This window comes from Sphingomonas sp. SRI_018, assembly GCF_057586275.1.
In genome coordinates this window covers 941,618-959,332 of record NZ_JBYCZO010000001.1, presented here as the reverse complement: position 1 = coordinate 959,332, position 17,715 = coordinate 941,618, and the positions used below count along the sequence as shown (strand labels likewise).

The 17,715-nt window shown below is 68.7% G+C and carries 16 protein-coding genes; 4 read left to right on the top strand and 12 right to left on the bottom strand.

Features of this window, described 5'->3' with window-relative positions; translation table 11 throughout:
• Window positions 1–21: 21 nt before the first annotated feature.
• The 8 genes from rseP to rpsB form a co-directional block, all read right to left on the bottom strand.
• Window positions 22–1,131 carry an RIP metalloprotease RseP gene (gene rseP, locus AC2YHA_RS04460; protein WP_487400524.1) on the bottom strand — a complete coding sequence of 370 codons (1,110 nt, stop codon included), beginning with the start codon at window positions 1,129–1,131 and terminating at the stop codon, window positions 22–24.
• A gap of 14 nt (window positions 1,132–1,145) precedes the next feature.
• Complete coding sequence (locus AC2YHA_RS04455) at window positions 1,146–2,300, bottom strand: 1-deoxy-D-xylulose-5-phosphate reductoisomerase (protein WP_487400523.1); 1,155 nt, start codon at window positions 2,298–2,300, stop codon at window positions 1,146–1,148.
• Window positions 2,297–3,070 (bottom strand): phosphatidate cytidylyltransferase, encoded by a 774-nt coding sequence (locus AC2YHA_RS04450; protein ID WP_487400522.1) that lies wholly within the window; start codon window positions 3,068–3,070, stop codon window positions 2,297–2,299. Before AC2YHA_RS04450 ends, AC2YHA_RS04455 begins: the two co-directional genes overlap by 4 nt.
• 1 nt (window position 3,071) lies before the next feature.
• Window positions 3,072–3,797 (bottom strand): isoprenyl transferase, encoded by a 726-nt coding sequence (locus AC2YHA_RS04445; protein ID WP_487400521.1) that lies wholly within the window; start codon window positions 3,795–3,797, stop codon window positions 3,072–3,074.
• Between the two features lie 122 nt (window positions 3,798–3,919).
• On the bottom strand, window positions 3,920–4,477 hold the full coding sequence (gene frr / locus AC2YHA_RS04440) for a ribosome recycling factor (RefSeq protein ID WP_487400520.1): 558 nt from the start codon (window positions 4,475–4,477) through the stop codon (window positions 3,920–3,922).
• A 12-nt stretch (window positions 4,478–4,489) separates the two neighbouring features.
• A complete protein-coding gene (gene pyrH, locus AC2YHA_RS04435) occupies window positions 4,490–5,212 on the bottom strand; it encodes a UMP kinase (RefSeq protein WP_233782685.1) in 723 nt (240 codons plus the stop codon).
• 179 nt (window positions 5,213–5,391) lie between these two features.
• Window positions 5,392–6,324, bottom strand: coding sequence for a translation elongation factor Ts (gene tsf, locus AC2YHA_RS04430; RefSeq protein ID WP_233782686.1), 933 nt, complete (start codon window positions 6,322–6,324; stop codon window positions 5,392–5,394).
• A gap of 90 nt (window positions 6,325–6,414) precedes the next feature.
• On the bottom strand, window positions 6,415–7,257 hold the full coding sequence (gene rpsB, locus AC2YHA_RS04425) for a 30S ribosomal protein S2 (protein ID WP_487400519.1): 843 nt from the start codon (window positions 7,255–7,257) through the stop codon (window positions 6,415–6,417).
• Window positions 7,258–7,555: 298 nt separating this feature from the next.
• Between rpsB and AC2YHA_RS04420 the strand changes: the two genes are divergently transcribed.
• On the top strand, window positions 7,556–7,780 hold the full coding sequence (locus AC2YHA_RS04420; RefSeq protein ID WP_233782688.1) for a hypothetical protein: 225 nt from the start codon (window positions 7,556–7,558) through the stop codon (window positions 7,778–7,780).
• Here the strand turns inward: AC2YHA_RS04420 and AC2YHA_RS04415 are convergent.
• Window positions 7,731–8,540, bottom strand: a complete 810-nt coding sequence (locus AC2YHA_RS04415) for a CDP-alcohol phosphatidyltransferase family protein (RefSeq protein ID WP_233782689.1) — start codon at window positions 8,538–8,540, stop codon at window positions 7,731–7,733. The two genes, AC2YHA_RS04420 and AC2YHA_RS04415, sit on opposite strands and share 50 nt — an antisense overlap.
• The gene (locus tag AC2YHA_RS04410) at window positions 8,540–9,268 is read right to left on the bottom strand and encodes a phosphatidylserine decarboxylase (RefSeq protein ID WP_487400518.1); all 729 of its coding nucleotides are present in this window, start codon (window positions 9,266–9,268) and stop codon (window positions 8,540–8,542) included. The genes AC2YHA_RS04415 and AC2YHA_RS04410 overlap by 1 nt, the downstream gene beginning before the upstream one ends.
• A 111-nt stretch (window positions 9,269–9,379) precedes the next feature.
• On the opposite strand from AC2YHA_RS04410, the gene AC2YHA_RS04405 reads away from it, so the two are divergent.
• Window positions 9,380–10,600 carry an NADP-dependent isocitrate dehydrogenase gene (locus tag AC2YHA_RS04405; protein ID WP_487400517.1) on the top strand — a complete coding sequence of 407 codons (1,221 nt, stop codon included), beginning with the start codon at window positions 9,380–9,382 and terminating at the stop codon, window positions 10,598–10,600.
• A gap of 183 nt (window positions 10,601–10,783) precedes the next feature.
• Here the strand turns inward: AC2YHA_RS04405 and AC2YHA_RS04400 are convergent, their stop codons facing one another.
• Window positions 10,784–12,370 carry a monovalent cation:proton antiporter-2 (CPA2) family protein gene (locus AC2YHA_RS04400; protein ID WP_487400516.1) on the bottom strand — a complete coding sequence of 529 codons (1,587 nt, stop codon included), beginning with the start codon at window positions 12,368–12,370 and terminating at the stop codon, window positions 10,784–10,786.
• Window positions 12,371–12,470: 100 nt separating this feature from the next.
• Here AC2YHA_RS04400 and AC2YHA_RS04395 point away from each other — a divergent pair, with 100 nt between their 5' ends.
• The gene (locus AC2YHA_RS04395) at window positions 12,471–14,252 is read left to right on the top strand and encodes a cation:proton antiporter domain-containing protein (RefSeq protein ID WP_487400515.1); all 1,782 of its coding nucleotides are present in this window, start codon (window positions 12,471–12,473) and stop codon (window positions 14,250–14,252) included.
• A gap of 85 nt (window positions 14,253–14,337) precedes the next feature.
• A complete protein-coding gene (locus AC2YHA_RS04390; RefSeq protein WP_487400514.1) occupies window positions 14,338–14,898 on the top strand; it encodes a hypothetical protein in 561 nt (186 codons plus the stop codon).
• Window positions 14,899–15,043: 145 nt separating this feature from the next.
• Here AC2YHA_RS04390 and alaS read toward each other — a convergent pair whose 3' ends face one another.
• Window positions 15,044–17,701: an alanine--tRNA ligase gene (alaS, locus tag AC2YHA_RS04385; RefSeq protein ID WP_487400513.1), complete on the bottom strand. Its 2,658-nt coding sequence runs from the start codon at window positions 17,699–17,701 to the stop codon at window positions 15,044–15,046.
• Between the last annotated feature and the right edge of the window lie 14 nt (window positions 17,702–17,715).

Sequence of the window (17,715 nt, the reverse complement as noted above, 5' to 3'; positions counted from 1 at the left end):
TGCCCTAAGCGCCCCGGCCGATCAACCCGCCAATCCATGAACCAAGTCGTTGAAAGTGACCAGCAGCATCAAAGCAAGGATCATCGCCAGCCCGCCGCGAAAGGCCCATTCCTGCACCTGTGGGCCGACCGGGCGCCGCCTCACCGCCTCGACTGCATAGAGAAGCAGATGGCCTCCGTCGAGCACCGGAACTGGCAAGAGGTTGATGAATCCCAGATTAATCGAGATGAGCGCGACCAGCCCGACGAACGGTTCCCAGCCGAGCGAGAGCTGCTGGCCGGCGACCTGGGCGATCTTGATCGGCCCGCCGAGCTCCTCCACCGAGCGGCGGCCGGTGACAATCTGGGCGAGCGAATCGACCATCATGCGGACGATCTCGACGGTGCGGCCGACGCCGATCCCCGGCGCCTCGAGCAGCGACACCGGCACGCGCACCGGCGGACCCGACAGGACGCCGAGCATCCCGATGCGATAATCGGTGCCGAAGCGGTCGGTCTCATGACGGACGGCGAAGGTCACCGGCAGCGCGAGCGTCTCGCCCTGGCGGTCGACCGTCATGATCGCACCTTCGCCGGGGCGGAGCGACACGTAGCGTGCGAGCTCGTCGAACCGCTCGATCGAGCGGCCGTCGATGGCGGTGATGCGGTCGCCGGCGTGGAGGCCCGCGGCCGCGGCGGCGCTGCGAGCGGTCACCTCCCGCACTACCGGCGGCGTGCGGCTGTCGCCATAGGCATAGGCGAAGCCGGCGAGGATCAGGATCGCGATCAGGAAGTTGGTGATCGGCCCCGCCGCCACCACGATCGCGCGCTGCCACACCGGCTTGGCCTGGAAGGTGCGCGCGCGTTCGGCGGGCGGGAGCTGGAGCCATTCGGCCGAGGGCTGGCTGGCCGGGTTCATGTCGCCGGCGAACTTGACGTAGCCGCCGAGTGGCAGCCACGCGAACTTCCAGCGGGTGCCGCGTCTGTCGGTCACCCCGAAGATCTCGCGCCCAAAGCCGATCGAAAAGACCTCCGCCTTCACCCCGAACAAGCGGCCGGCGAGATAATGGCCGAGCTCGTGCACGAACACGAGCGGACCCAGCACCAGCAGGAAAGCGGCGACGGTCAGGAGAAAGCCGGGGGTTTCGGTCAAGCTACGAATATCCTCTACACGCCAATCTTTACACGGCCACCGGCTATTCTGCGCGCCTCTGCGTCGACGTTCAACACGGCATCGAGGCTGTCCGGCGCACCCGGATCGTAGCGGCCGAGGGTATCCTCGACGATTGCGGCAATTTCGAGGAAGCCGATGCGGCGGTCAAGGAAAGCGGCGACGGCGACCTCGTTGGCGGCGTTGAGGATCGCCGGGCGGGCGCCGCCGGCCTCCAGCGCAGCGCGGGCGAGGCGCAGCGCGGGGAAGCGCACCGGGTCCGGCGCCTCGAAGTCCAGCCGGCCGATGGCGACCAGGTCGAGCGGCGCCATCGGCGTCGCCATCCGCTCGGGCCAGGCGAGCGTGTGCGCGATCGGCACGCGCATGTCCGAGGGACCGAGCTGCGCGAGCAGCGAGCCGTCGCGGTACTCGACCAGGGAATGGACCACCGACTGACGGTGGACGATGACGTCGAGGCGGTCGGAGGGCATGGCGAACAGGTGATGCGCCTCGATCAGCTCGAGGCCCTTGTTCATCATCGTCGCCGAATCGACCGAGATCTTGGCGCCCATCGACCAATTGGGATGAGCGACCGCCTGCTCGGGGGTGATCGCATGCATAGCCGCCGCATCCCAGTCGCGGAACGGACCGCCGCTGGCGGTGAGGATGATCCGGCGCACCGCGTCGCGGTTGCCGGGCTCCAGGCACTGGAAGATCGCGTTGTGCTCCGAATCGACCGGGAGCAGCATGGCGCCATTGGCCGCGGCGGCGGCAGTCATCACCTCGCCGGCGGAGACCAGCGCCTCCTTGTTGGCGAGCGCGACCGCGCCCCCTGCCCTGATCGCGGTCATCACCGGCCTGAGGCCGGCGCAGCCGACGATCGCGGCCATCGTCCAGTCGGCGCCCATCGCCGCCGCCTCGCACACCGCATCGGCGCCACCGGCGGCGGCGATGCCGGTGCCGGCGAGTGCGTCGCGGAGTGCTGGCAGGCAGCTTTCGTCGGCGACCACCGCAAGGCGCGCATTGGTGCGGATCGCCGCCGCCGCCAGCCGCTCGACATCGCAATTGGCGGTGAGCGCGAGCACCTCGAACGCCTCCGGCGCGCGCTCGACGAGGTCGAGCGTCGAGCGGCCAACCGATCCGGTCGCGCCGAGGACGGTGACGGTCTTCATCCGAGCCATCTCGGCAGTTCTACCAGCAGCGCGGCCACCGGCGCTACCGCGACCAGCCCGTCAAGGCGGTCGAGCAGGCCGCCATGACCCGGCAGGAGATTGCCCGAATCCTTGACCTCGGCGCGGCGCTTGAGCCAGCTCTCGTAGAGGTCGCCGGCCTGCGCCAGCAGCGCCAGCACCGGCGTCGCCGCAGCGAGGTGGAACGGCAGGCCCGCCCAGCAGTGCAGCGCGAATCCGAACAGCGCCGCCGCGATCATGCCGCCGATCAGGCCGGCCCAGGTCTTGTTGGGACTCAGCATCGGCGCGAGCCTGGGGCCGCCGAACGTGCGACCGGCGAAGAAGGCGCCGATATCGGTCGCCCACACCAGCGCCATCGCCCAGAAGGCGAGCAGCAGGCCATTGTCCTGCTCACGCAGCAGCAGCAGCGCCAGCACGGGCACGCCGACGTAAAGGATGCCGCCGCCGATCGCGCTGCGCCGGGTCGCGGCGGCGGCGAAGAAGGTGGCGCCGGCGATCAGCCCGAGCGCGAAGAAGCCCGGCCCGGCGGCGAGCGGTGCCGGCGCCATGATCGCGAGCGGCACCGACAGGCTGAACTGCGCGATCCGCCGCTCGCGCCGGGTACCGCCGCGCAGCGCCACCCACTCGACCGTCATCAGCAGCGCGGCCACCACCAGCACCAGCCAGAAGGCGAAGCCGCCCGCCCACAGCGCCGCGACGGCGAGCGCGACCAGCACGAGGCCGACCACCGACCGGACGGCGAGATCGGACATGTCAGAGCCCGCCGAACCGCCGCTGCCGCCGCCCGAACGCCGCAACCGCCTCCGCCAGCGCGGCGCCGTCGAAGTCGGGCCACAGCGTGTCGACGAACAGCAGCTCGGCATAGGCCGCCTGCCAGAGCAGGAAGTTGGACAGCCGCTGCTCGCCCGAGGTGCGGATGAGGAGGTCGACCGGCGGCAGCGCGCCGCTCATCAGCTCGCCTTCGAACGCCTGCTCGTCGATCGCCTGCGGGTCGAGCTCGCCCGCGCGGGCCTTCTCCGCCAGGCGGCGGGCGGCGGCAGCGATCTCCGCCTGCGCGCCGTAATTGAGCGCGATCACCACGGTCGGACCGGGATTGTTCGCCGTGCGGGCGAGCACGTCCTCGATCATCCGGACCAGATCGGGCGCCAGCGCGCGCCAGTCGCCGATGATCGCGAGCCGCACGCCTTCGCGCACGAACTCCTCGATGTCGGACTGGATGAAGCGGCGCAGCAGCCCCATCAGCTCGCCGACCTCCTCAGCCGGACGGCGCCAGTTCTCCGAGGAGAAGGCGTAGAGCGTCAGATACTCGATGCCCATCTCGCGCGCCGCGCGCGTGACACGGCGCACCGCTTCGACGCCCTTGCGGTGCCCGGCGATGCGCGGCAGGTGCCGGGCCTTCGCCCAGCGCCCGTTGCCGTCCATGATGATCGCCACATGGCGGGGTGCGGTCGCGCTGCCTGGCACGAGAGCAGTCGCCATCTAGCCCCTCCCCTTCAGGGGAGGGGTTGGGGGTGGGGCCTCGCCGCAAGCGACATGGCCTGCCGCACTCCCCCACCCCAACCCCTCCCCTGAAGGGGAGGGGCTTGAGAAAGGTACGTTCCTCACTTGCCGAGGATTTCCTTCTCCTTGGCGGCCGCGGCGGCATCGATGTCGGCGATCGTCGCATCGGTCAGCTTCTGCACCTCGGTCTCGTGGCGCTTGCGCTCGTCTTCCGAATAGACGCCCTTCTTTTCGTCAGTCTTGAGGCTATCCATGCCGTCGCGGCGCACGTTGCGGACCGCGATGCGCGCCTTCTCCGCATATTGGCCGGCCAGCTTGGCGAGCTCCTTGCGGCGTTCCTCGGTGAGGTCCGGGATCGGCAGGCGCAGCGTCTGGCCGTCGACGATCGGGTTGAGGCCGAGCCCGGCCGAGCGGATCGCCTTGTCAACCGGGCCGACGTTCGACTTGTCCCACACCTGCACCGACAGCATGCGCGGCTCGGGTGCCGAGACAGTGGCGACCTGGTTGAGCGGCATGTGCGCGCCATAGACCTCGACCGTCACCGGATCGAGCAGCGAGACGTTGGCGCGGCCGGTGCGCAGGCCCGCGAGGTCGTGCTTCAGCGCCTCGAGAGCGCCGGCCATGCGGCGCTCGAGGTCGGATTTGTCATAGGCGGCCATTTAAGTGTCCTCTCAAGCCTGGTTCCGGACGATGGTCGACGTGCCCTCGCCGCGCAGCACGGCGGCGAGATTGCCTTCGTCCCGGATGTTGAACACGACGATCGGGATGTCGTTGTCGCGGCATAGTGCGACCGCGCTCGCGTCCATGACCTTGAGGTCGTCGGCGAGCACGCGGTTGAAGCTCAGCGTGTCGTAGCGCTTGGCGGTCGGCACCTTCTTGGGATCGGCGTCATAGACGCCGTCGACGCTGGTCCCCTTGAACAGCGCGTCGCAGCCCATCTCGGCGGCGCGGAGAGCCGCCGTGGTGTCGGTGGTGAAGAACGGCAGCCCGGTGCCCGCGGCGAACAGCACCACCCGCCCCTTCTCCATGTGCCGCATCGCGCGGCGGCGGATATAGGGCTCGCAGACCGAGGCCATCGGGATCGCCGACTGGACGCGCGTGTCGACGCCGATCTTCTCGAGCGCGTTCTGCATCGCCAGCGCGTTCATCACCGTCGCGAGCATGCCCATGTAATCGGCCGAGGCGCGGTCGAAGCCCTGCGCGGCGCCGGCGAGCCCACGGAAGATGTTGCCCCCGCCCACCACCATGCAGATCTCGAGCCCACTGTCCTTCGCCGCCTTCACCTCCCCGGCGACACGCGCGCACATGGCGGGGTCGATACCGAACTGGCCGCTGCCCATCAGGACCTCGCCCGATAGCTTGAGGAGGATGCGGTTGAAGCGCGGGAGGGTCATGAAGGCCTTGATTTCGTGAGCGGGACAGCGAAGCGGCGCGGACCTTAGAGGTGCCGCGCCGCGAAGGGAAGCGTTGGCCTCAATCGTCATGCCGGACTTGTTCCGGCATCCACGCAGCCGCAGGCGATAAGGCTTGTGGAGACGTGGACCCCGGCACAAGGCCGGGGTGACGGTTGGAGCTACTTCGTCTGCGGAACGCCCGACGCCGCCGCCACCTCGGCGGCGAAGTCGCTGGCTTCCTTCTCGATGCCCTCGCCGAGCTGGAAGCGGACATAGTCCTTGAGCACGATCGACGCGCCCGCGTCCTTGCCCGCCTTCGCCACGACGTCGGCGATCGGCGTCTTGCCGTCCATCACGAACAGCTGGCTGAGGAGAGCATTCTCCTTGGCGAACTTCTTGATCGCGCCCTCGACCATCTTGGCGACGATGTCGGCCGGTTTGCCGCTCTCGGCCGCCTTCTCGGTCGCGATCGCGCGCTCGCGCTCGATCACGTCCTGGTCGAGGCCGCTCTCGTCGAGCGCCAGCGGGAAGGCCGCGGCGATGTGCATCGCCAGCTGCTTGCCGAGCGGCTCGAGCACGTCGACGCCCGCGTCCGACTCCAGCGCGACCAGCACGCCGATCTTGCCGAGGCCCGGCGCCGCCGCATTGTGGACATAGGGGATCACCGCGCCCTGCGACACTTCGAGGCGTTTCGCGCGGCGCACCGCCTGGTTCTCGCCGATCGTGGCGATGTTGTTGGTCAGCACCTCCTCGACCGTCTTGTCGCCGAGCTGCGCGGCCTTGATCGTCGCGAGGTCGTCGCCGAGCTCGAGCGCGACCGTCGTCACGTCGCGCACGAACGCCTGGAACTGGTCGTTCTTGGCGACGAAATCGGTCTCCGAGTTGACCTCGACCACCGCGCCCTTCGGCCCCGCGACGGCGACGCCGACCAGACCCTCGGCCGCGGTGCGGCTCGACTTCTTGGCGGCGGCGGCGAGGCCCTTGGTCTTCAGCCAGTCGAGCGCGGCGTCCATGTCGCCGTTCGTCTCGGTCAGCGCCTTCTTGCAATCCATCATGCCCGCGCCGCTCTTCTCGCGCAGGTCCTTCACGGCAGCGGCAGTGATCTCGGCCATGTGAAAATCCTCTTGGGGAAGGTTGATATATGAACAACGGGGCAGAGCGTGGTTGCGCCCTGCCCCGCCGATGTTTCAGTTCGGCGACGCTCAGGCGTCGATCTGGCGTTCGCCTTCGAGCGCGGTCTCGGGCTCGCTCGCCGCAGCCGGATGCTCGGGATCGGCCTCGGCGACCGGCTCGACGCTCAGCGCCTCCTCGGCCGGCGGCTCGTCCATCGCGCCGAGGTCGCGGCCCGACTGCGCCTGCGCCTGCTGGCCGCCGCGGGTGGCGGCGATCGCCACCGCCTCGCAATAGAGGCGGATCGCGCGCGACGCGTCATCATTGGCCGGCACCGGGAAAGCGATGCCGTCCGGCGACACGTTCGAATCGAGGATCGCGACGACCGGGATGCCGAGCGTGTTGGCTTCCTTGATCGCCAGCTCTTCCTTGTTGGCGTCAATCACGAACATGACGTCGGGCACGCCGCCCATGTCGCGGATGCCGCCGAGCGACAGCTCGAGCTTGTCGCGCTCACGGGTGAGCTGCAGCACTTCCTTCTTGGTGAGGCCGTGCGTGTCGCCCGACAGCTGCTCCTCGAGCGCCTTGAGGCGCTTGATCGAGCCAGAGATCGTCTTCCAGTTGGTGAGCATGCCGCCCAGCCAGCGATGGTTGACGAAATGCTGGCCGGCGCGGCGCGCGGCCTCGGCGATCGGCTCCTGCGCCTGGCGCTTGGTGCCGACGAACAGCACCTTGCCGCCGGCGGCGACGGTCGAGCTCACGAACTCCAGCGCGCGCGCGAACAGCGGCACGGTCTGCGAGAGGTCGAGGATGTGGACGCCGTTGCGGTCGCCGAAGATGTAGGGCTTCATCTTCGGGTTCCAGCGGTGCGTCTGGTGGCCGAAATGCGCGCCCGATTCGAGCAGCTGCTGCATGGTGACGACGGGTGCCGCCATAGGGTATAGACTCCTTCCGGTTGATCCTCTGGGAAGCGATGACCTGACGAGCGCGAGAGCGCCGGCCGGGCACCGGGTTATGGGCTTCCCATGCGGGTTGAGGCGGCGCCCTTAGCCGAAGCGCCGTCCCGATTCAAGCGAACATTGTGGCTTGACGCGCGAACATCAAGAGAACATAACGTGACTCAGTTGAGAACTTCGGCGGCAGCAGCCGTGCGGGTGCAACGGATATCGGCCTCAAACGTCTGGAATCGCGGGATTCCGAGCACGGGGCAGATTTGGATGGGAGCCAAGGGTGATGGCGGTCATTGCATTTCTCGTGTTCGCGGCCGCGTTCGTCGCGGCGTGCTGGACGATCTGGGCGACCGTGGCGCCTGAGGCGGGACGGATCGTCGACCTGCTCGTGCATGGCCCTGCCCTCTCCGCGCCCGTCCTGGCGCCGGTGCCGCCGCGCGGCGGACTGCGGCCGGCGGTCAGGGTGCGGACGGCGATGCGGCCGGCGCTACTGCGCGCAGCTGCCTGACCCGGCGATAGGATGACACGCTGAACGGCAGCGAAGCGATATAAAGCAGGCTGAGCACGCTCAGTGCCTGCCACGGCGCCGACACCAGCGCGGCGCCGATCGCGACCACCACCACGATTGCCTCGAAGCGGATGTTGCGCCTGAGGCGGAACGACGACCAGCTGTAGGTGGCGAGGCTCGACACCATCAACAGCGCGACCAGCGCCAGCCACGGGCCCACCAGCCAGGGCGAGCGGAGCACCGGCTCCTCGGTCCACAGCCAGAGATAGATGGGAAGCAGCGCGAGGCCGGCGCCGGCCGGCGCCGGGACGCCGGTGAGGAAGCCGGCAGACTTGTGCGGCTGATCGGTGAGGTCGATGCGCGCGTTGAACCGGGCGAGGCGCAGCGCGCAGAACACGGCGTAGAGCAGCGCGCCGATCCAGCCGAAGCGCGGCGCGTTGGTCAGCGACCAGAGATAGAGGACCAGCGCGGGCGATACGCCGAAGCTGATCGCGTCGGAAAGCGAATCGAGCTCGGCACCGAACCGGCTCTCACCGCGCAGCAGCCGCGCGATCCGCCCGTCGATCCCGTCGAGGATCGCGGCGATCATGATCATCAGCACCGCCTGCTCCCACTGGCCGGAGATGGCGAAGCGGACCGCGGTGAGGCCGGCGCAGAGCGCGAGCGCCGTCACCGCATTGGGCGCGACCGAGCGCAGCGGGATGCCGCGCGCCTCGCGGCGGCGGCGCAATCGTCGGCGCGCTTCGCCGTCGGTCGCCATTATTGCGCGACGCCGAGGACCGGATCGGCGCCCTTGCGGCCGATCACCGTCTCCCCCGCCACCGCGCGCTGGCCGAGCGCGACCTGGCAGGCGACGTCCTCGGGAAGGTAGACGTCGACGCGGCTGCCGAAGCGGATGAGGCCGATGCGCTGCCCGGCGACGACGATGTCGCCCGGCTTGGCGAAGGTGACGATACGCCGCGCGACCAGCCCGGCGATCTGGGTGAAGCCGACGCGCATGCCATCGCGGTCCTCGACCACGAAATGCTGGCGCTCATTTTCCTCGCTAGCCTTGTCCAGGTCCGCGTTCAGGAACTTGCCCGAAATATAGACGACCTGGCGGATCGTGCCGGAGATCGGCGTGCGATTGATGTGGACGTCGAACACGCTCATGAAGATCGAAACGCGCACGCGGGGCGCTTCGCCCAATCCGTTGTCGCCGGCGAGCTCGGGCGGCAGCGGCACGCGCTCGATCATGGTGACGAGACCGTCGGCGGGCGAGACGATCAGCCCTTCCCCTTGCGGCGTCACCCGCACCGGATCGCGGAAGAATGCGGCGACCCAGATCGTCAGGCCGATGAACGGCCAGGTGAGGATGGGCAGGAACAGCCACGCCACGAACGTGATCGCCGCGGCGATCAGCACATATTTGCGGCCCTCGGGATGGACCGAGGGGAAGCGCCACTTGACCGTCGGAGCGCCGGCGGCCGGCTTGTCTGGGGAAGTCATCGCATAAACCTAACGGCATGGCGCACCGCACACAACGCCGGACCGCTTGATCGTCCCGATCCTTCTGCCTAGGGCGTTCGCCAAATCCTCCCCTCAAGACAGGAAGCGAGCATGGCGAAGATCAAGGTGAAGACGCCCGTCGTGGAGATCGACGGCGACGAGATGACGCGGATCATCTGGGAATGGATCCGCGAGCGCCTGATCAAGCCCTATCTCGACATCGACCTCGATTATTACGATCTCGGCATCGAGCATCGCGACGCCACCGACGACAAGGTGACGATCGACAGCGCCAAGGCGATCCAGAAGTACGGCGTGGGCGTCAAGTGCGCCACCATCACCCCGGACGAGGCGCGCGTCGAGGAGTTCAACCTCAAGAAGATGTGGAAGTCGCCGAACGGCACGATCCGCAACATCCTGGGCGGCGTGGTGTTCCGCGAGCCGATCGTGATGCGCAACGTCCCGCGGCTGATCCCGGGCTGGACCCATCCGATCGTCGTCGGCCGTCACGCGTTCGGCGACCAGTACAAGGCGACCGACTTCAAGGTGCCGGGCGCGGGCAAGCTCACGATGAAGTGGCAGGGCGCCGATGGCCAGGTGATCGAGGAGGAGGTGTTCGACTTCCCGGGCGCCGGGGTGGCGATGGGGATGTACAACCTGGACGAGTCGATCCGCGACTTTGCCAGGGCCAGCCTGAACTACGGCCTCAACCGCAAGTGGCCGGTGTATCTGTCGACGAAGAACACGATCCTCAAGGCCTATGACGGGCGGTTCAAGGACATCTTCCAGGAGGTGTTCGAGAACGAGTTCAAGGCGCAGTTCGACGAACTTAGCATCGAGTATCAGCATCGCCTGATCGACGACATGGTCGCCAGCGCGCTCAAGTGGCACGGCGAGTTCGTGTGGGCGTGCAAGAACTACGACGGCGACGTCCAGTCGGACCAGGTCGCGCAGGGCTTCGGCTCGCTGGGGCTGATGACCTCGGTGCTGATGACCCCGGACGGCAAGACGATCGAGGCCGAGGCTGCGCACGGCACCGTCACCCGCCACTATCGTCAGCACCAGCAGGGCAAGGCGACCTCGACCAACCCGATCGCGTCGATCTTCGCCTGGACCGGCGGTCTCAAGTTCCGCGGCAAGTTCGACGGCACGCCCGACGTCACCCGCTTCGCCGAGACGCTGGAGAAGGTGTGCGTCGAGACCGTCGAGGGCGGCCAGATGACCAAGGACCTCGCTATCCTGATCGGCCCGGACCAGCCGTGGATGACCACCGAGCAGTTCTTCGAGGCGGTGCGCGTCAATCTCGAGAAGGCGATGGCGAACTGGGCCTGATTTTTGTTCACGCGGAGGCGCGGAGACGCGGAGGTATCTCATCTGGTGCTATCGTCTCGCGTCAGCGAGGCCTTAGTGCCTGCCGCGCCCATTCCATTGAGAGCCGCTCGCGCGGCTAAGACTGCGGCAAGCGCCGTCTCTCCGCGCCTCCGCGCCTCCGCGTGAATCTCCTTTTCTTCCGCCTCAACCCTTCGCCAACTCGATCATCCGCCGGGCGATCTCGCGTTCGCCCATGATGGTGTGGGTGGCGCCGTGTTCGTCGAGGTGGGCGACCTCTTGGTCGCGATGGGCGCGAGCGACGATACATAGGTCCGGATTGAGCCGGCGCGCCTGCTCGACGATCTGACCGGCCTCGAACGTATCGGGGATGGCCACCAGCAGCACCCTCGCCTCCCCGATGCCGGCACGGGCGAGGACATCCGGGTCGGCCGCGTTGCCGACGATCATCTCGGCATCGGTGCCTTCGGGTAGCGGGCCGACGTCGTCCTCGGTCTCGATCACCACCAGCCTGCCCTTGCCGATCCCGGCGCCGACCAGCGCGCCGACGCGGCCGTAGCCGACCAGCACGACATGGCCCTTCTTCGGCGCTGGCGGCGCGGGCGCGGCCTCGCGAGGCGGGGCGAGCCGGTCGATCAGCGCGAACAGCAGCGGGTTGAGCATGATCGACAGGATCGCGCCTGCCAGGATCAGATCGCGCGCGTCCGCCGGCAGGATGCCGAGCGATGAGCCGAGCGTGGCGAGGATGAACGAAAATTCGCCGATCTGCGCGAGGCTGGCGGCGATGGTCAGGCCGGTGCGGTTCGGGCGGCCGAAGGCGCGGACGATGGCGTAGGCCGCGATCGACTTGCCGAGCAGGATGATCGCCAGCGTCGCGAGCAGGGCGAGCGTGTCGGTGACGACGATCGCGGGATTGAACAGCATGCCCACCGAGACGAAGAACAGCACCGCAAAGGCGTCGCGCAGCGGCAGCGTCTCCTCGGCGGCGCGCTGGCTGAGCGGCGATTCGGCGAGGATGATGCCGGCGAAGAAGGCGCCCAGCGCGAACGATACGCCGAACAGCAGCGCCGCTCCCGCCGCGAAGCCGAGCGCGACCGCCAGCACCGCCAGCCGGAACAGCTCGCGCGAGCCACTGTGCGCGACCCAGTGCAGGATCCACGGCACCACGCGCCGGCCGACGATCAGCATGAAGGCGACGAAGGCGGCGACCTTGCCCGCCGTCACGAGCAGCGTCCAGCCGATCGCCTGCCCGCCCGAGGCCAGCGCCGGGATCAGCACCAGCGCGAACACCATCACCAGATCCTCGACGATCAGCCAGCCGACCGCGATGCGCCCGCGCTCGGTGTCGACGATCCGGCGCTCGTTCAATGCGCGCAGCAGCACCACCGTGCTCGCCACCGACAGCGCGAGTCCGAACATCAGGCTGCCGCCGGTCGGCCATCCGAGCAGATGGCCAAGGCCCCAGCCGAGCAGCACCGCGCAGGCGATCTGCCCGATCGCACCCGGCACCGCGATCCGGCGGACGGAGAGCAGGTCCTTGATCGAGAAATGCAGCCCGACGCCGAACATCAGCAGGATGACGCCGAGCTCGGCTAATTCGTTGGCCAAGCCCTGGTCGGCGACATAGCCCGGCGTGAAGGGCCCGACGGCGATACCGGCGAGCAGATAGCCGATCAGCGGCGACAGCCTCAGCCGCTGTGCGATCGCGCCGAAGATGAAGGCCAGCACGAGCCCGATGACGACGATGCCGATCAGCGGCGTGACATGATGCATGGACGGGAGGTTAGGCACCGCAGGCTGCAATTGCGAGCCGGCAGCAACTTTTTGTCACGCGGCACTGGCGCCACCGGCATTTCATCCGCAACAATGGGATATGCCGCTGCCGCTCAATTCCACCGCCTTCAGCGATTCCCTCGTCGTCCTCGGCGCCGCCGGCCTGGTCATTCCTGCCTTCGCGCGCTTCCGCATCAGCCCGGTGATCGGGTTCATCCTGGTCGGCATCCTGGTCGGACCGGCGGGGCTCGGCCGTTTCGTCGGCGAGTTTCCCTGGCTCTATCACCTCACCATCACCCATCAGGAATCGATCGAGCCCTTCGCGGAGCTCGGCATCATCCTGCTGCTGTTCGCGATCGGGCTGGAGCTGTCGCTCAAGCGGCTATGGGCGATGCGCGGCATGGTGTTCGGCGTCGGTGCCGCGGAGTTGCTCGCCGCTGCGGCGATCATCGGCGGTGCCCTCTATCTGTTCGGTGAAGGCGTGGGCGGCGCGATCGGGCTCGGCCTGGCGCTGGCGCTGTCGTCGACCGCGCTGGTGCTGCCGCTGACCGGCACAGAGAGCCGCGTCGGCCGCGCAGCCTTCGCGATGCTGCTGTTCGAGGATCTGGCGCTGGTGCCGATCATCTTCCTGCTCGGCGCGCTCGCCCCCTCCGCCGGGGGCGAGGGCTGGGCCGGGCTCGCCCGAGTCGCGTTGCAGGGGGCGCTGGCGGTGGGGGCGCTCTTCGTCGTCGGGCGTCTGGTGCTGCCGCGCCTGTTCGGCCAGGCGGCACGGACCAAGAGCCCGGAGCTGTTCCTGGCCACCAGCTTGATCGTCGTCATCGCGGCGAGTCTGGTCACCGTAGCGGCCGGCCTGTCGCCGATCGTCGGTGCGTTGGTCGCCGGCATCCTGATCGCCGAGACCGAATATCACAGCGAGGTCGAGGTGATGACCGCGCCGTTCCGGGGCCTGGCGCTCGGTGTGTTCCTGATCACGGTTGGAATGCGGCTGGACCTTGGCGTGGTGGCAGCCGAATGGAGCCGCTTCCTCGTCGCGATCGTCGCGGTGATGCTGGTGAAAGTGATCGTCACCGGGGCGCTGCTGCGCCTGTCCGGCAGCGGCGTCGGCACCGCGGCCGAGACCGCGGTTCTGATGGCGAGCCCGTCAGAGACGACGCTGATCGTGCTCGGCGTGGCGGGCGGCGCGGCGCTGATCCAGCCGTCGACCGCCGCCTTCTGGACCACCGTCACCGCGATCGGGCTCACCATCACGCCGCTGCTCGCCAAGGCCGGACGCGGAATCGCACGGATGCTGGAAGACCGCGAGGAGATCGGCGAGCCCGAAGTCGCCGAGCGGCCGGGAACGGTGGTCCTGGGCTTCGGCCGCGTCGGCCGCACCGTCGCGGACATGCTGAAGGCGCATGGCAAGCCCTATCTCGCGATCGACGCCGACATCGACGGCGTGAACGCGGCGCGGCGCGAGGGCTATCACGTCATCTTCGGCGACGTCGCGCGCAGCGAACTGGTCGACCGGCTGCGGCTCGGCCATGCCGACGCGCTCATCCTGACGATGGACGATCCGGTGCTGACGGTGGCACTCGCCCGCCGCGTGCGTGCCTGGGTGCCGCACCTGCCGATCGTCGCGCGCGCCCGCGATGCCGCGCATGCCGCGGAGCTCTACAAGGCCGGCGTCACAGATGCGGTGCCGGAGACGCTGGAGAGCTCGCTCCAGCTCGCCGAGGCGGTGCTGGTCGACATCGGCGTGGCGATGGGGCCGGTGATTGCCTCGATCCACGAGAAGCGCGACGAAATGCGCAAGAGCATCAAGGAGGCGGCTGGGCTGGACCGCGAACCGCGCATCCGGCGGGTGCGATCGCATCCTTCAGGCTCGATTAATCCCGCCTGAGGCTGCATCCGTCGCAGTTGGAGCGCGGGAACCGATCGTGTGACACTATCGTTCCTTGGCTCAAATGACGTGGAGATTTTTTGGAATGAAGGCTTCTACCTATCTGCTTGCGGCTGGCCTGATGATCGCGCCGGCCATTGCGTCGGCTCAGACCGCCCCGGCGGCGCCCGCCGCCGGCCAGGCGGCAGCTCCCGCGGTGGGTGACACTGTCTATGATTCGACCGGCGCGACGATGGGCACTGTCGAGGCGGTGACGCCGCAGGCCGTCGTGATCAACACCGGCACCGTCAAGGTTCCGGTGCCGCCGACGTCGGTCGGCAAGGATGCCAAGGGCTGGCACATGGCGATGACCAAGGCCGACCTGGAAGCGGCCGGCCAGCAGGCGCAGGCAGCCCAGCAGGCGCAGCTCAAGAGCGCGCTGACCCCTGGCGCGCAGGTTCACGCCAGCGACGGCACCACTGTGATCGGCACCGTCAAGGCAGCGGACGACCAGTTCGTCACGCTGACCAGCTCGAGCGGCCGTGAGGTCAAGCTACCGATCGCCGGCTTCGGTGCCGGCCCGAACGGTGTTGTCGTCGGTATGACTGCCGATCAGTTCAACGCCGCCGTGGGTGGCGGCGCTCCGGCGCCGACCCCGGGGAACTGAGCTGACGGGAGGGCGGTGCCGTTCGGGTGCCGCCCTTCCCGGCATATAATCTTCCGTCATCCCGGCGAAAGCCGGGATCTCCTGCGGAGGCGCTATACGGCCTGAGATCCCGGCTTTCGCCGGGATGACGAGGGAGGCTTGGCGTCTATGCCGCCCTCTTCATTCCTTCCAGCGCCGCCTTCACCGCCGCGATCGCCTCGCTTCCCTTGTCGCCGTCGGGACCGCCGCCTTGGGCCATGTCAGGCCGCCCGCCGCCGCCCTGCCCGCCCAGCGCCGCCACCGCGGCCTTGACCAGCTCGACCGCGTTAAGCCGTCCGACGAGATCGTCGGTGACGCCGACCGCGACCGAGGCGCGGCCGTCGTTGACCGCGACCAGCGCCGCCACGCCCGAGCCGATACGCGCCTTGGCCTCGTCGACGGCGCCGCGCAGGCCCTTGGGCTCCAGCCCCTCGATCACCTGGCCGATGAAGGCGACGCCGCCGACCTGCTCCGGTCCGGCCGTCTCGGCCTTGCCGCCGCCGCCGAGCGCCAGCGCCTTCTTCGCTTCGGCAAGCTCACGCTCCAGCCGCCGCCGCTCCTCCAGCAGCGATACCACGCGCGCCGGCACCTCGTCGGGCGGGGCCTTGAGGGCCGCGGCGGCTTCCTTGAGCTTGTCGTCGCGGGCGGAGAGATAAGCGCGTGCCGCCTCGCCAGTCAGCGCCTCGACCCGGCGGATACCTGAGGACACAGCGCCCTCGCTCACCACTTTGAAAAGGCCGATCTCGCCGAGCGCATTGACGTGGGTGCCGCCGCACAGTTCGAGCGAGTAGGTGCCGTCGGCATCCTCGCCCATGCTGACGACGCGGACCTCGTCGCCGTATTTCTCGCCGAACAGCGCCATCGCGCCCATCTCGATCGCGTCTTCGGGGGTCATCAGCCGCGTGGTGACGACGCCGTTGGAGCGGATCTGCGCGTTCACATCGGCCTCGACCTGGGCGAGCTCGGCCGGGAGCATCGCGGTCGGGTGGCTGACGTCGAAACGCAGGCGGTCGGGCGCGACCAGCGAGCCCTTCTGCGCGACGTGGGTACCGAGGCGTTCGCGAAGGGCAGCGTGCAGCAGGTGCGTTGCCGAGTGGTTGGCGCGGATGCGCGCGCGGCGGTCGAGGTCGATGACGAGCCTGACGGTGTCGCCGACGCGAAGCTCGCCGCTCTCGATCGTGGCGAGATGGCCGTGAAGCTTGCCGACGTGCTTTTGGGTATCGGTGACCACCGCGTGCACACCGTCGCCGTCGATCGTGCCGGCGTCGCCGACCTGGCCGCCGCTCTCGGCGTAGAAGGGCGTCTGGTTGACGACGATCTCGACCGTGTCGCCCTTCCCCGCCCGATCGACCCGCGCGCCGTCCTTGACCAGTGCGACCACCTCGGCCTCGCCGGTGTCGCTGGCATAGCCAGTGAACTCGGTCGCGCCCTTGTCCTCGGCGATGTCGAACCAGATCTCCTCGCTCGCCTTGGCGCCCGAGCCCTTCCAGGCGGCGCGGGCGGCGGCCTTCTGCTCGGCCATGGCGGCATCGAAGCCGGCGCGGTCGACCGCGATGCCCTGGGCTCGGAGCGCGTCCTCGGTCAGGTCGTAGGGGAAGCCGAAGGTGTCGTAGAGCTTGAATGCCGTGGCGCCGGGCAGCGTGTCGCCCTCGCCGAGGCCCTGCGTCGCCTCGTCGAGCAGGCGCAGGCCGTTCGACAGCGTCTGGCGGAAGCGCGTCTCCTCCTGGAGCAGCGTCGCCTCGATCAGCGGCTGGGCGCGGACCAGCTCGGGGAAGGCGGCGCCCATCTCGGCGACCAGCGACGGCACCATGCGATGCATCAGCGGCTCCTTGGCACCGAGCAGGTGCGCGTGGCGCATGGCGCGGCGCATGATGCGGCGCAGGACATAGCCCCTGCCCTCGTTCGCCGGCAGCACGCCGTCGGCGACGAGGAACCCCGAGGAGCGGAGGTGATCGGCGATGACACGGTGGCTCGCCTGGTTCTCGCCGGTGGTCGCCGTGCCGGTGAGCGCGCCGCTCTCGGCGATCAGCGCCTTGAAGGTGTCGGTGTCGTAGTTGTCGTGGACGCCCTGCAGCACCGCGGCGATGCGCTCGAGGCCCATGCCGGTGTCGATCGACGGACGCGGCAGGTCGCCGACGATCTCGTCATTCTCCTGCACGAACTGCATGAAGACGAGGTTCCAGATCTCGACGAAGCGGTCGCCGTCCTCGTCCGGCGACCCCGGCGGGCCGCCGGGGATATGCTCGCCGTGGTCGTAGAAGATCTCCGAGCAGGGACCGCATGGGCCGTCGGAGCCCATCGCCCAGAAATTGTCCTTGGTCGGGATACGGATGATCCTGTGGTCAGGGAGGCCGGCGATCTTCTTCCACAGGTCGAACGCCTGGTCGTCGGTGTGGTAGACCGTCGCGGTAAGCTTCTCGGCGGGGATGCCCCACGTCTTCGTAAGGAGGGTCCAGGCGTGAAGAATTGCCTGTTCCTTGAAATAGTCGCCGAACGAGAAGTTGCCGAGCATCTCGAAGAAGGTGTGGTGCCGGGCGGTGTAGCCGACGTTGTCGAGGTCGTTGTGCTTGCCGCCGGCGCGGACGCACTTCTGCGAGCTGGTAGCGGTCGAATAGGGGCGCGTCTCGAGGCCGGTGAAGACGTTCTTGAACGGCACCATGCCGGCGTTGACGAACATCAGCGTCGGATCGTTCTGCGGCACCAGCGGCGCCGACGGCACGCGGGCGTGGCCCTGGCTCTCGAAATAGTCGAGGAAGGATCGGCGGATGTCGTTCGTCGAGGTCATGGGGGGCGACTTAG

Coding starts and splice junctions, on each gene's coding strand:
- AC2YHA_RS04400 (WP_487400516.1), bottom strand. CDS start 12,370: ATGCATCATGTCACGCCGCTGATCGGCATCGTCGTCATCGGGCTCGTG.
- AC2YHA_RS04390 (WP_487400514.1), top strand. CDS start 14,338: ATGAAGGCTTCTACCTATCTGCTTGCGGCTGGCCTGATGATCGCGCCG.
- AC2YHA_RS04450 (WP_487400522.1), bottom strand. CDS start 3,070: ATGTCCGATCTCGCCGTCCGGTCGGTGGTCGGCCTCGTGCTGGTCGCG.
- tsf (WP_233782686.1), bottom strand. CDS start 6,324: ATGGCCGAGATCACTGCCGCTGCCGTGAAGGACCTGCGCGAGAAGAGC.
- AC2YHA_RS04420 (WP_233782688.1), top strand. CDS start 7,556: ATGGCGGTCATTGCATTTCTCGTGTTCGCGGCCGCGTTCGTCGCGGCG.
- alaS (WP_487400513.1), bottom strand. CDS start 17,701: ATGACCTCGACGAACGACATCCGCCGATCCTTCCTCGACTATTTCGAG.
- AC2YHA_RS04415 (WP_233782689.1), bottom strand. CDS start 8,540: ATGGCGACCGACGGCGAAGCGCGCCGACGATTGCGCCGCCGCCGCGAG.
- frr (WP_487400520.1), bottom strand. CDS start 4,477: ATGGCCGCCTATGACAAATCCGACCTCGAGCGCCGCATGGCCGGCGCT.
- rpsB (WP_487400519.1), bottom strand. CDS start 7,257: ATGGCGGCACCCGTCGTCACCATGCAGCAGCTGCTCGAATCGGGCGCG.
- AC2YHA_RS04395 (WP_487400515.1), top strand. CDS start 12,471: ATGCCGCTGCCGCTCAATTCCACCGCCTTCAGCGATTCCCTCGTCGTC.
- pyrH (WP_233782685.1), bottom strand. CDS start 5,212: ATGACCCTCCCGCGCTTCAACCGCATCCTCCTCAAGCTATCGGGCGAG.
- AC2YHA_RS04410 (WP_487400518.1), bottom strand. CDS start 9,268: ATGACTTCCCCAGACAAGCCGGCCGCCGGCGCTCCGACGGTCAAGTGG.
- AC2YHA_RS04445 (WP_487400521.1), bottom strand. CDS start 3,797: ATGGCGACTGCTCTCGTGCCAGGCAGCGCGACCGCACCCCGCCATGTG.
- AC2YHA_RS04405 (WP_487400517.1), top strand. CDS start 9,380: ATGGCGAAGATCAAGGTGAAGACGCCCGTCGTGGAGATCGACGGCGAC.
- AC2YHA_RS04455 (WP_487400523.1), bottom strand. CDS start 2,300: ATGAAGACCGTCACCGTCCTCGGCGCGACCGGATCGGTTGGCCGCTCG.